Annotated in this window: 13 protein-coding genes; 2 read left to right on the forward strand and 11 right to left on the reverse strand. The window is 51.9% G+C overall.

The features are described 5' to 3' along the window. Positions 1 to 198: 198 nt before the first annotated feature. Together fre and ubiD are read right to left on the reverse strand one after the other, a co-directional pair. Positions 199 to 900: an NAD(P)H-flavin reductase gene (gene fre, locus ACQ29O_RS21145; protein ID WP_000209832.1), complete on the reverse strand. Its 702-nt coding sequence runs from the start codon at positions 898 to 900 to the stop codon at positions 199 to 201. 85 nt (positions 901 to 985) lie between these two features. Further along, positions 986 to 2,464, reverse strand: coding sequence for a 4-hydroxy-3-polyprenylbenzoate decarboxylase (ubiD, locus tag ACQ29O_RS21150; RefSeq protein ID WP_000339755.1), 1,479 nt, complete (start codon positions 2,462 to 2,464; stop codon positions 986 to 988). Positions 2,465 to 2,649: 185 nt separating this feature from the next. Between ubiD and rfaH the strand changes: the two genes are divergently transcribed. Further along, entirely contained in the window at positions 2,650 to 3,138 is a 489-nt protein-coding gene (gene rfaH / locus ACQ29O_RS21155) for a transcription/translation regulatory transformer protein RfaH (RefSeq protein WP_001192410.1), read from the forward strand. A gap of 7 nt (positions 3,139 to 3,145) precedes the next feature. Here rfaH and tatD read toward each other — a convergent pair whose 3' ends face one another. The 9 genes from tatD to udp form a co-directional block, all read right to left on the reverse strand. Next, entirely contained in the window at positions 3,146 to 3,928 is a 783-nt protein-coding gene (gene tatD / locus ACQ29O_RS21160; protein WP_000459637.1) for a 3'-5' ssDNA/RNA exonuclease TatD, read from the reverse strand. 41 nt (positions 3,929 to 3,969) lie between these two features. Continuing rightward, positions 3,970 to 4,749: a Sec-independent protein translocase subunit TatC gene (tatC, locus tag ACQ29O_RS21165; protein ID WP_020937207.1), complete on the reverse strand. Its 780-nt coding sequence runs from the start codon at positions 4,747 to 4,749 to the stop codon at positions 3,970 to 3,972. Positions 4,750 to 4,751: 2 nt separating this feature from the next. Further along, positions 4,752 to 5,300: a Sec-independent protein translocase protein TatB gene (gene tatB, locus ACQ29O_RS21170; protein WP_000459612.1), complete on the reverse strand. Its 549-nt coding sequence runs from the start codon at positions 5,298 to 5,300 to the stop codon at positions 4,752 to 4,754. A 3-nt stretch (positions 5,301 to 5,303) separates the two neighbouring features. Next, complete coding sequence (tatA, locus tag ACQ29O_RS21175; RefSeq protein ID WP_000508972.1) at positions 5,304 to 5,558, reverse strand: Sec-independent protein translocase subunit TatA; 255 nt, start codon at positions 5,556 to 5,558, stop codon at positions 5,304 to 5,306. Between the two features lie 205 nt (positions 5,559 to 5,763). Then, the gene (gene ubiB, locus ACQ29O_RS21180; RefSeq protein WP_000187555.1) at positions 5,764 to 7,404 is read right to left on the reverse strand and encodes a ubiquinone biosynthesis regulatory protein kinase UbiB; all 1,641 of its coding nucleotides are present in this window, start codon (positions 7,402 to 7,404) and stop codon (positions 5,764 to 5,766) included. After that, a complete protein-coding gene (ubiJ, locus tag ACQ29O_RS21185) occupies positions 7,401 to 8,006 on the reverse strand; it encodes a ubiquinone biosynthesis protein UbiJ (protein WP_001116090.1) in 606 nt (201 codons plus the stop codon). The genes ubiB and ubiJ overlap by 4 nt, the downstream gene beginning before the upstream one ends. Before the next feature lie 9 nt (positions 8,007 to 8,015). Beyond that, on the reverse strand, positions 8,016 to 8,771 hold the full coding sequence (gene ubiE / locus ACQ29O_RS21190; RefSeq protein WP_000229009.1) for a bifunctional demethylmenaquinone methyltransferase/2-methoxy-6-polyprenyl-1,4-benzoquinol methylase UbiE: 756 nt from the start codon (positions 8,769 to 8,771) through the stop codon (positions 8,016 to 8,018). A 95-nt stretch (positions 8,772 to 8,866) separates the two neighbouring features. Further along, a complete protein-coding gene (rmuC, locus tag ACQ29O_RS21195) occupies positions 8,867 to 10,297 on the reverse strand; it encodes a DNA recombination protein RmuC (RefSeq protein WP_001027864.1) in 1,431 nt (476 codons plus the stop codon). Between the two features lie 139 nt (positions 10,298 to 10,436). Next, a complete protein-coding gene (gene udp, locus ACQ29O_RS21200) occupies positions 10,437 to 11,198 on the reverse strand; it encodes a uridine phosphorylase (RefSeq protein WP_000045169.1) in 762 nt (253 codons plus the stop codon). Between the two features lie 258 nt (positions 11,199 to 11,456). On the opposite strand from udp, the gene ACQ29O_RS21205 reads away from it, so the two are divergent. Beyond that, positions 11,457 to 12,269, forward strand: coding sequence for a dienelactone hydrolase family protein (locus ACQ29O_RS21205; protein ID WP_000213959.1), 813 nt, complete (start codon positions 11,457 to 11,459; stop codon positions 12,267 to 12,269). Positions 12,270 to 12,310 lie beyond the last annotated feature (41 nt).

Genomic DNA, 12,310 nt, shown 5'->3' on the forward strand with positions numbered 1-12,310 from the left:
AAAAATAAATGAAGCATATATAATTAACTATTTTTATTGATAGCCTCAGGACATAATATTACTTAATTTATTACACGCAATACAAAGCCTGTAGATATTCAATATCATAAGGTTTTATAGTTGACGATTAATTAATATTTAAGAGGACTTTTAGGTAGGCTAACGTAAAAAGGGACGCTACTGCGTCCCATAAAATAGTTAAATAAATGCGAACGCATCGCCAAACAGACGATCTTCCCGCGCGTTACGCTCATGACAGAACAGATCGCGGGCGATTTTCGCCATCTCAAAACGTCCGGCAATATAAATATCGTGCCCCGCCAGCGTACCATAATCCTGCAATACCGCCGTAAGTACCGTTCCTGTACGTCCACGCCAGCCTTCTTCCGGCTGCTCGACAACAGGTTCAATACGCAAATTCGGATGGTTAACAGAGAGTGCTTCCAGCTCAGAGAGATCATAGAGGTGCTTTTCTTCGCGACCACCCCAGTAAATGGTAACATCGCGGTTCGGGTTGCGCGCTAACGCCGTCAACAGGATGGAGCGCACATAAGAAAAGCCCGTACCGCCCGCGATAAGAATCAACGGACGCTCTTCATCGTCACGTAGCCAGGCGTCGCCATGCGGAATATCGACGACGATTTCCCGGTCTTTCAGAATTCGATCCATGACCGCCATCGCATACAGATTGAGCTCGGAAGCGCCAATGTGTAATTCAATAAACCCTTTCTCGTCCGGCGTTGAAGCCATCGAAAACGGGCGTTTGTCACGCTCGTCCATTACGACCATCAAATACTGACCAGCGCGGAATGAAAACGCCGCGTCCGGCACTAAACGAACCCGATATACGGTATCGGTGATAGCTTCTACCGAGGTCACTTTACAGCTTAAGGTTGTCATGCGCTCCCTCTGTCGGGTGTCGGGTCAATACCGACATTTTTCAAGCCGAGTCGCCGCAGCCTGAAATGTCGATGTCCGCTTTCAGTTATTTAAAGATAGCCAGCTCATCCCAAATCGCATCAATACGCGCGGTAACTTCAGGATCTTTAACAATAGGACGACCCCACTCGCGTTGGGTTTCGCCCGGCCATTTGTTTGTGGCATCCAGCCCCATTTTTGAACCCAGCCCGGAGACCGGCGAGGCAAAATCCAGGTAGTCAATCGGCGTATTTTCAACCAGCACCGTATCCCGCACAGGGTCCATACGGGTGGTAATCGCCCAGATCACATCATTCCAGTCGCGTGCGTTAACGTCATCATCGCAAACGATAACAAACTTCGTATACATAAACTGGCGCAAAAACGACCAGACGCCCATCATGACGCGTTTCGCATGACCAGCGTACTGCTTTTTCATCGTCACTACCGCCAGGCGGTAAGAACACCCTTCCGGCGGCAGATAAAAGTCGACGATTTCCGGAAACTGTTTTTGCAGAATAGGCACGAAGACTTCATTGAGCGCCACCCCTAATACCGCAGGCTCATCGGGCGGACGCCCGGTATAGGTGGAGTGATAGATGGCATCCTCACGCTGCGTAATATGCGTGACGGTAAAGACCGGAAAGTTATCCACTTCATTATAATAGCCCGTATGATCGCCATACGGTCCTTCCGGCGCCATCTCTCCCGGCTCAATGTAACCTTCAAGGATAATCTCGGCGCTGGCAGGCACTTCCAGATCGTTAGAAAGGCATTTAACCACTTCAGTTTTCGTGCCGCGCAGCAGGCCCGCAAAGGCATACTCCGACAGAGTATCGGGAACAGGAGTCACGGCGCCAAGTATCGTCGCCGGATCGGCGCCCAATGCGACGGAGACCGGGAAACGTTCACCCGGACGCGCGGCTAACCACTCCTGAAAATCCAGCGCGCCGCCTCGGTGAGACAGCCAGCGCATAATAAGCTTATTTTTACCTATCAACTGCTGACGATAAATGCCCAGGTTTTGCCGTTCTTTGTGCGGGCCACGCGTTACCGTCAGTCCCCAGGTAATCAGCGGCGCGGCGTCGTCCGGCCAACAGGTCATGACAGGAAGACGCGTTAAATCGACATCATCGCCAGACGCGATTTTCTGTTGGCAAGGCGCGCCGCGTAACCGTTTCGTCGGCATATTCAGCACTTGCTTAAACTGCGGCAGCTTGTCAAACAGATCGCGAAAGCCTTTCGGCGGCTCAGGTTCTTTAAGAAACGCTAATAATTTACCCACTTCCCGTAAGGCGGAAACATCATCCTGCCCCATGCCCATCGCCACGCGTTTTGGCGTGCCAAAAAGGTTGCACAGCACCGGCATGGCGTAACCTTTAGGATTTTCAAACAGCAACGCCGGTCCACCGGCACGCAGCGTGCGGTCAGCGATTTCCGTGATTTCCAGATGAGGATCCACAGGTAGCGTGATGCGTTTTAGTTCCCCCTGCAGCTCAAGTAGCGTCAGGAAGTCGCGTAAATCGTGATATTTCATGGCGTCCATTGTAGCCTCTTGGTAAGCGCATCATTATACGGCGTTCATCATCGGGATGCTGTATTTTTGTTAAATTAGCGTGAACTCTGGCAACCAACGCTAATCCAGATACGGCTTAAAGGATGAAGTGTATAATTAACTTCGCGCATGGCTTTTGCTATGCTTGCGCCCCGAACAAGCGGATAAGAGTCATTATGCAATCCTGGTATTTACTGTACTGCAAACGCGGGCAACTTCAGCGTGCTCAGGAACACCTCGAAAGACAAGCGGTAAGTTGCCTGACACCGATGATCACCCTGGAAAAAATGGTACGCGGAAAACGTACCTCCGTCAGCGAACCGCTCTTTCCTAATTATCTGTTCGTTGAATTTGATCCGGAAGTGATACATACCACTACAATCAACGCCACGCGCGGCGTCAGCCATTTTGTGCGCTTTGGCGCGCATCCTGCGATCGTGCCTTCCAGCGTTATTCATCAGCTTTCTATCTACAAGCCCGAAGGCGTTGTCGATCCTGAAACCCCCTATCCCGGCGATAGCGTCATCATCACGGAAGGCGCATTTGAAGGGCTGAAAGCGATTTTTACCGAACCGGATGGCGAAACGCGTTCGATGTTACTGCTTAATTTACTCAATAAAGAAGTGAAGCAGAGCGTAAAAAACACCGGTTTTCGCAAGATTTAGCTATCGTTCAGAATACGACCTCAAATAAGGTTCTGGCGTTGGCATCTGTCATCGCCGCTAACCATTGCGGATCTTCACCACGCCATAGCGCAATGCGCTCCAGGATGTGAGGCAGATACGCGGGCTCGTTGCGTCGTGACGTTGGTTTCGGCGTAAGATCGCGGGGCAACAGATACGGCGCGTCGGTTTCTATCAGTAGCTTTTCCGCTGGAATAAACGGTAAGAGTTCACGTAGCTCAAGCCCGCGTCGTTCGTCGCAAACCCACCCGGTAATACCGATATAGAGCCCTCTATCCACACAGGCCTGCATTTGCTGGCGTGAACCGGTAAAGCAGTGCAGTATTGCACCAGGAAGACTATCCAGCCAGGGATCAAGCAATGCCAGAAATCGCTCATGCGCGTCCCGGCAGTGCATAAAGATTGGCATCTGCAATTCGGCGGCAATTTGTAGCTGCGCCTGAAAGGCACGCTCCTGCTCCTGCGGCGTGGAAAAATTGCGATTGAAATCCAGCCCGCACTCACCGATAGCGACGACTTCCGGCTGGTTCGCCAGCGCAATAATGGCGTCTTCAGACGCGGGTGACCACTGACTGCTGTCATGGGGATGGACGCCAGCCGTCGACCAACAATGGGGGTAGCGCCGCGCCAGTTTTAACGCCTGCTGACTTTCATGGATGTTCGTTCCGGTCAGTAGCATACCTTTTACTCCCGCCGCAAACGCACGGGCGACCACATCATCACGATCTTTTGCAAACTGGCTACTGGTTAAATTAACGCCAATATCAAACATGCTTGCCCCCATATGACAACCGCCCTGGCGGGCGGTTGTGTTTAGTCTTCAGTGTGCTCGGCCTTTTCGGTTTCGGCCTCGTTATCTTCGTCGCGCGTCCGTCGCTTACCGACATAAAAGCGTGAGCAGAAAACGCCAATTTCAAACAGGCAGTACATCGGTATCGCCAGCAACGTTTGCGAGAAAACATCTGGCGGCGTAAGCAGCATTCCCACAATGAATGCCCCGACCAGGATATAAGGCCGTTTTTTACGCAAATCTTCTGGCGTGGTGATGCCCATCCAGCACAGCAACACAATCGCCACCGGCACTTCAAAGGCTACGCCAAAGGCCATAAAAAGCACCATGACAAAGCTAAGATAGCTGGCGATATCTGTCGAAACCTGTACCCCTTCCGGCGCCGTATGCGTCAGGAAACCAAAGGCCAAAGGGAATACGACAAAATAGGCGAAGGCCATACCAATGTAGAAAAGCAGCGAACTGGATACCAGCAGCGGTACGACCAGACGACGCTCATGTTTATACAGCGCCGGGGCGATAAAGGCCCAAACCTGGTACAAAATGACAGGCGCGGATAAGATCAAAGACACCATGAAGGTGAGTTTGATAGGCGTAAAAAACGGCGACGCCACATCCGTCGCAATCATTGTCGCCCCTTGCGGCATCTGTTTAATCAGCGGTGCGGCGACTAAATGATAAATATCATTGGCGAAATAAATTAACGCCAGAAAAATCAGAAGTACTGCGACGATGCAGTTTAGCAGGCGCTTACGCAACTCGATCAGATGCGTGATAAGCGGTTGAGTATCTTCTACAGCCATGTTTACGGTTTATCACTCGACGAGGGGGAAGATTCGACAACAGGCGCAGCGGATTTCTTCTCGGCGTCTATCGTGGCTACGGAAGCGGTTTCCGTCGACTCAGGCACGTTAGCTTTAACGGGCTCCGGCTTTTGTTCCGGCGCGCTCGCCTGTGTTTCAGCGGCGGCAGGGGTGACGCCCTCATGCTGCGTTTCGTTCCCTTTTACCACCGGATTATGGATGGTATGCGCTTCATCGCTCGCTTGTTCGGGATCGTTAGCGCTGTAGGTGCGTTTCATCGACTCCGCCGCCTGACGCAGTTCATCCATAGATGCTTTCAGTTCGGGAGTCAGATTTTCCAGGCTCGCCTTTTCGACTTTTTTCAGACTGTCCTGGAACTCCTGAAGTTTCAGTTCCTGAGTCAGTTCATTCTGAACCGTTGTCGCAAGGGATCGCAACGCGCGAATCCAGCCCGCTACCGTTTTTACCGCTACTGGCAATCGTTGCGGCCCCAACACAATGAGGCCGATAACGAACACTAACAGCAGTTCGCTAAAACCGATATCAAACACGGATTATACCTGCTCTTTATCTTGGCTTTTAGCGTCTTCCTTTTTCGCTTCGCCTTGCTTATCCGCGATAGATTTAGCGGTAAAATCAGCGTCCTGACTGGTTTTATCCTGTTTGGCATCATCATCGCTCATGGCCTTTTTAAAGCCTTTGATAGACGCGCCAAGATCGGAACCGATGGAACCGAGTTTTTTGGTGCCGAACAGCAGTACGACGATGACGGCAACAATCAACAACTGCCAAATACTGATACCACCCATACATGTTCCTCTGTGATAGATGATGAATTAATAGGGCCGCATTATACACATTATCCTTCGCGCTGCCTCTTTGTTAGCCGCTTTCGCCCGCCCTATTCACATACTTTTACATACGACCGGGACGACATTGACTTGCGGCCTGAGTATTGCCTCGAGTGATAATATGTACCTGCGTGACACAACCGGCGTTGAGCGATAAAAAATCTCAACGAGTTTTACGCCAGCCAACCAGCCAGACAACTACGCCGCCGACCATGAGCCAGCTAGGCATCAATCCCCATTCAGGGCGGTTGACGAGTAAGAATGACCCGCTCAGTAACAGCGTTGCGCCAATTCCCAATAAATAACGAGACTGACTTTGGCGCACATGGTTTACCTGTAACTCGCGCGCAATCTTATCAACACTGTGCTGTAAATATTTGCCCTGGCGCAAACTGTCGTACACCAGTTCAGGTATTTCTGGCATTTTTTCGACCCAGAACGGCGCTTTTTCTTTAAGAGCCCGCGTGAGAGCCGGAATACCCACCTGATCTTTGATCCAGGACTCAAGAAACGGCTTCGCCGTTTTCCACAAATCAAGCTGAGGATAAAGTTGCCGCCCAACCCCTTCAACATACAATAATGTTTTCTGCAACAACACCAGTTGCGGCTGGACTTCCATGTTAAATCGACGCGCTGTATTGAAAAGGTTTAACAACACATGACCAAACGAGATTTCCGCGAGCGGCTTTTCAAAGATAGGTTCACAGACGGTGCGGATGGCAAACTCAAAATCTTCAACGTTGGTATCTGGCGGAACCCAGCCTGAATCGACATGCAGTTCTGCCACCTTTCGGTAATCGCGATTAAAAAACGCGATAAAGTTTTCAGCCAGATAACGCTTATCTTCTTTGTTTAGCGACCCGACGATACCGCAGTCAATGCCGATATATTGCGGGTTTTCAGGGTGTTCATGGCTGACAAAAATATTTCCCGGATGCATGTCCGCATGGAAAAAGCTGTCGCGGAAAACCTGGGTGAAGAAAACTTTAACCCCGCGTTCCGCCAGCAGTTTCATGTTGGTGCCGTTCTTTTCCAGCGCCGCCACATCCGAAACAGGAATGCCGTATATCCGCTCCATCACCATCATGTTCTGGCTACAGTAATCGGAGTACACCTCCGGGATATACAGCATGGGACTATTTTCAAAATTGCGGCGTAACTGAATCGCGTTGGCCGATTCCCGCAGCAGATTCAGCTCATCGATCAGCGTTTTTTCATACTCACGCACCACTTCCGTCGGGCGCAGACGACGCCCATCCGGCAACAGGCGTGGTACCCAGCGAGCAAGGCGATAAATCAGTTTCAGGTCTGCCTGAATTACCGGCAAAATATCCGGGCGAATGACCTTAATAACCACTTCTTTACCGTTTGATTTCAATCGCGCGGTATGTACCTGGGCGATTGACGCCGACGCTAAAGGCTGGATATCAAAGTCGTCAAACCAGGCGTCGACAGGTAGCCCCCCCATCGCCTCTTCAATCTGGGCTTTCGCCAGCCGACCATCGAATGGCGCGACTTTATCCTGGAGCAAAGCGAGCTGATCGGCGATTTGCGGCGGGAACAGGTCACGGCGCGTGGAGAGCATCTGGCCAAATTTGATCCAGACCGGTCCCAGCTCTTGCAACGCCAGTCTTAATCGTTCACCCAGCAATTTATCTTTATGCCGGTTTGGCATCCAGAACAGCGAATAGCGCCATAATCGGAGTGGCAGTGTAAGACGCATTCGGGGGATGAGTTCATCAAGGCCGTAGCTTAAAAACGTGCGGATGATGAAATATAGGCGCCGTACTTCACCTGGCGTCATTTGGCCTCCAGTTTTTCCAGCCGTGTGGTCAGAGAATCTACGGCGCGCTCAACAGCCGCGGTTTCTTCGGCAAACCATGCGACTTCCAGCGGGCCAGGCGCCATACGCCACTCTTCAGTGATCGCTTCAGCGGCATAACGCTGCTGGCGTTGAAACCCGTGGCGCAGGAATTTAGCCCCGCCACGCACGGCCTTACCGATACTTTCCGCCGCAATATCACCCGTGTATGGCGCCAACAGCTCCGCAGGATCGAATTCGGCGAGATCGGCGAGCGCCACAAAATTTTGCACGACCTGAATATCGCCCTGCACTTCCAGTTCGCCGCTGCGAATAAGCGCGGCCAGCTGCTGACGATCGCGTAGTTTTGGCAAAACGCTAGCTTGAGTGATTACCGTACAGTCCGCTTCGCCTTCCCATGCCCCCAGCACATCAACCTGGCGTTCGCTGAATACCAGGACTAATGGCGTCGAAAATCCCTTTAGTTTCACACACAGTACTTTTCCCTGTAAGCGCGTTCTGGCTGATTTCAGCGCTGGCGAACGATACAGAAACGTATTGAGGAGACCTTCAATTCCTGCGGTCACTAAGGGTTTAAAAGGCATTCCACCCTCCTAGAATTTATAACCACGGTGCAATGCCACAACGCCCGCCGTCAGATTGTAATAATCCACGCTCTCAAATCCGGCGTCCTGCATCATGGCTTTTAAGGTATCCTGATCGGGATGCATACGGATGGATTCCGCGAGATACCGATAGCTATCCGCATCGTTTGCGACCATCGAGCCAATACGCGGTAAAATATGGAAAGAATAGGCGTCATACGCTTTACTCAGCGGCTCAATGATAGGCTTGGAAAATTCAAGCACCAGTAAACGTCCGCCGGGTTTCAACACACGGAACATTGACCGCAGCGCTTTTTCTTTTTCCGTTACATTGCGCAAACCAAACGAAATGGTAATGCAATCAAACGTATTATCAGGGAAAGGCAGAGCTTCGGCATTCGCCTGCACATACTCTACGTTGCCGATCACGCCGATATTACGCAGCTTCTCACGCCCCATTTTGAGCATAGAATCATTAATATCCGCCAGGATAACTTTGCCAGTTTCCCCGACCATACGTGAAAATTTCGCGGTAAGATCGCCCGTACCGCCCGCTAAATCGAGAACGGTTTGTCCACGACGCACGCCACTGCAATCAATGGTGAAGCGCTTCCACAAACGATGAATGCCAAATGACATTAAATCATTCATCACATCGTACTTTGACGCCACAGAATGAAAAACGTGGGCCACCATGTCAGCTTTCTGCTCTTTAGCGACGGTCTGAAAGCCAAAGTGCGTCGTTTCTTGTGAATCTTCCACCATCTCAGTGCCTGCTTATCGATAAAAATGTTCAAGAAGTGTAACAGATTGGGCCAATTTGCCCTACTCTGCGCCAGGACTAAACTACTCCGTATGGGTTAACTTAACTGCTGCTTCACCCGTTCATCATTGGGATAATGTTCATCCTGCCGCCCTTCAGGGATCGATCGTAAACGATATTCTTCATCTTGCGTAACGGCCTGTTCCGCTAAATCCGGATTAATCTCGCGTTTGATTTCCACGCCTAGCCCCCGGAAGGCCTCCGCCTGCGCCAAAACGTTGCCACGCCCCGACGCAAGTTTTTTCATCGCCTGGCGGTAGTTATCCTGCGCTTTATCCAGACTCTGACCGATCGCTGACATATCATCAACGAACAACCGCATTTTATCGTAGAGCTTACTGGCTCTGTCTGCGATGTGCTGCGCATTGCGGCTCTGGTGTTCATAGCGCCACAGGTTGGCGATTGTCCGTAACGCCACCAGCAGCGTCGTGGGGCTTACCAGCATAATGTTATTTTTCAGCGCCTCGGTTATCAGTTCGGGCTGTTTATCTAACGCCAGCAGGAAAGCGGGTTCTACGGGGATAAACATCAGAACATAGTCCAGCGAGCGGAGGCCGGGAAGCTGCTGGTAGTCTTTACGCCCCAGTAAGCGAATATGATTGCGCACCGAGGCGATGTGCTCTTGTAAAGCGGCCTCGCGCGTGTAGTCATCTTCAGCGTTAAAGTAACGCTCGTAGGCGACCAACGTCATTTTAGCGTCGATGACCACATCTTTGCCCTGCGGCAAGCGGACGATGACATCCGGCTGCATCCGCGAGCGCGCATCGTTCTCAATACTGACCTGGGTTTCGTATTCGTAGCCTTCACGCAGTCCGGATGCCTCCAGCACCCGCGCCAGCACAACTTCGCCCCAGTTTCCTTGCGCCTTATTGTCCCCTTTCAGGGCGCGCGTCAGGTTGATCGCTTCCTGCGCCATTTGCGCGTTAAGCTGCTGCAAATTACGAATTTCGTGCGCCAGCGTATGCCGCTCCTGCGCTTCTTTGCCAAAACTCTCCTGAACCTGGCGGCGAAAACCGTCCAGTTGCTCACGCAGCGGCGTCAGCAGGCTATTCAGGCTTTGTCGGTTTTGTTCGTCTACGCGACGATTACTGTGTTCAAAAATACGGTTCGCCAGATTTTCAAACTGCTCGCTTAAACGCTGTTCGCTGTTGATCATCTGACGGATTTTGTCTTCCGCGTGTTGTTGAGTCGCTTCCAGACGGGTCGTGACTTCACGCAGATCGGCTTCCAGAGAGGTATTGATACTGTGCAGGCTACGCAGTTCGTTATTAAGTAACTCGCATTCACTGCGCCAGTGCGCTTCTTGCGCTAATTGCTGCCGGGCCGCGCTAAGTTCGATATCCAGCTCACGCCGTTCTTCGATAAGATCGACGCGGATTTGATCGGCGTGCGCTTTCGTCGCCAGCCAGCCAATCACCGCCCCAGCCGCCAGCGCCACGACGGCGCTTATCATAAGAGTAATATTCACAACACCTCTCCTGGAACCACACTGTCCTGCACAAAATAGAATTGTGCTGTATAAACGTCCAGTTTAAAAGGGATTTCCTGCGAGGCGCCACGCAAAAAGAAAAGGCCGAACGCGTCGGCCTTTGCAAAAGAGAGGAGAATTACAGCAGACGACGGGCCGCTTCCACGACGATTTTCACCGCGTGGCTTTCAGTTTGTTTCATCGTTTCCGCATTCGGAATCTCTTGTTGGGTACGGTTGACGATAACGCCCGCCACCATACCTGCGCGTAAACCCTGGCTTGCGCACATGGTTAACAGCGTAGCGGATTCCATTTCGTAGTTCATCACGCCCATCGCCTGCCACTCTTCCATAGAGCCTTTGAAGCGACGAACAACGCGGCCAGAATAGGTGTCGTAACGTTCCTGACCCGGATAGAAAGTGTCGGAAGAGGCGGTTACGCCAACGTGAGTCGTGGCGCCAATCGATTTCGCGGCTTCAACCAGCGCAGTGGTGCAGGCAAAGTCGGCAACCGCCGGGAATTCCATCGGCGCAAAATGCAGGCTCGCCCCATCCAGACGTACGGATGCGGTCGTTACCAGAACGTCGCCGACGTTAATGTGCGGCTGAATAGCCCCCGTGGTGCCGATACGCAAGAAGGTACGAATACCCAGTTGCGCCAGTTCTTCCACGGCAATAGAGGTAGACGGGCCGCCGATACCGGTAGAGCAAACGATAACTGCTTTGCCATCCAGCTCAGCGCGCCAGGAGGTGAATTCGCGGTGAGATGCCAGCTTAACCGGCTTATCCATCAGCGCGGCGATCTTTTCCACACGCTCAGGATCGCCAGGGACGATGGCGAGCTGGGCCCCTTGTAAATCGTTTTTGGTGAGGCCGAGATGAAAAACATCAGACTTGGACATATAAAACTCCTCTGTGAATCGGGTTTGTCAGAAGAAGCAAAGAGACACTTTACCTAAGGCATAAAGATATTTTCGTGACAGCCATCACTATGACGTAAAACAATTGCACTCGCTTACCATTAAAAAGTGATGTTCATCACAATAAATAATCAATATCGCCAGGCATTGCACAAAAGATAGCCGCTTTAAGGCAATGTGGTTTGTTACACACTGTCTATAGTTAAGATTGCGCTATTTTTTAAGGGTACGGAGAATACCATGACAACGACACATCCATCCGGCTTTGCACCTGCAGCTTCCCCACTTGCCCCTACGATGATTCATACGCCTGATGGGGCCATTAGCGCGGGGATAACGTCGATCCCCTCTCAGGGCGACGATATGCCAGCCTATTACGCCAGACCAAAAGCGAGCGACGGCGCGCTGCCTGTGGTCATTGTGGTACAGGAAATTTTTGGCGTACATGAACACATTCGCGATATTTGCCGACGACTGGCGCTGGAAGGCTATCTCGCTATCGCGCCAGAACTCTATTTCCGCGAAGGCGACCCCAATGATTTCGCCGATATACCCACATTATTGAGCGGGCTGGTGGCTAAAGTACCGGATTCGCAAGTCCTTGCCGACCTGGATCACGTCGCCAGTTGGGCTTCGCGCAACGGCGGGGATGCGCATAGGCTGATGATCACCGGTTTTTGTTGGGGAGGCCGAATTACCTGGCTGTACGCCGCGCACAACCCTCAGTTAAAAGCGGCGGTAGCGTGGTACGGCAAGCTGGTGGGCGACACGTCACTCAATTCGCCGAAGCATCCCGTTGACATCGCCACCGATCTTAACGCGCCGGTACTGGGTTTATACGGCGGGCAGGATACCAGTATTCCACAGGAGAGCGTGGAAACCATGCGTCAGGCGCTACGCGCCGCTAATGCGAAGGCGGAAATCGTGGTCTATCCCGATGCAGGGCACGCGTTTAATGCCGATTATCGTCCGGGCTACCACGAAGCCTCAGCGAAAGACGGCTGGCAAAGAATGCTGGAATGGTTCGCGCAGTACGGTGGGAAAAAAGGCTAACCACAGCGCATTACGATGTTTGTTGGGCCTACGAGACCGGA

Source organism: Salmonella sp. GDC200615, from assembly GCF_050574145.1.
Taxonomy (GTDB): domain Bacteria; phylum Pseudomonadota; class Gammaproteobacteria; order Enterobacterales; family Enterobacteriaceae; genus Salmonella; species Salmonella enterica.

Bases quoted from the DNA above. Each gene is read 5' to 3' on its own strand.
- fre (WP_000209832.1), bottom strand. From the start codon at position 900: ATGACAACCTTAAGCTGTAAAGTGACCTCGGTAGAAGCTATCACCGAT.
- ubiD (WP_000339755.1), bottom strand. From the start codon at position 2,464: ATGGACGCCATGAAATATCACGATTTACGCGACTTCCTGACGCTACTT.
- rfaH (WP_001192410.1), top strand. From the start codon at position 2,650: ATGCAATCCTGGTATTTACTGTACTGCAAACGCGGGCAACTTCAGCGT.
- tatD (WP_000459637.1), bottom strand. From the start codon at position 3,928: ATGTTTGATATTGGCGTTAATTTAACCAGTAGCCAGTTTGCAAAAGAT.
- tatC (WP_020937207.1), bottom strand. From the start codon at position 4,749: ATGGCTGTAGAAGATACTCAACCGCTTATCACGCATCTGATCGAGTTG.
- tatA (WP_000508972.1), bottom strand. From the start codon at position 5,558: ATGGGTGGTATCAGTATTTGGCAGTTGTTGATTGTTGCCGTCATCGTC.
- ubiB (WP_000187555.1), bottom strand. From the start codon at position 7,404: ATGACGCCAGGTGAAGTACGGCGCCTATATTTCATCATCCGCACGTTT.
- ubiJ (WP_001116090.1), bottom strand. From the start codon at position 8,006: ATGCCTTTTAAACCCTTAGTGACCGCAGGAATTGAAGGTCTCCTCAAT.
- ubiE (WP_000229009.1), bottom strand. From the start codon at position 8,771: ATGGTGGAAGATTCACAAGAAACGACGCACTTTGGCTTTCAGACCGTC.
- udp (WP_000045169.1), bottom strand. From the start codon at position 11,198: ATGTCCAAGTCTGATGTTTTTCATCTCGGCCTCACCAAAAACGATTTA.
- ACQ29O_RS21205 (WP_000213959.1), top strand. From the start codon at position 11,457: ATGACAACGACACATCCATCCGGCTTTGCACCTGCAGCTTCCCCACTT.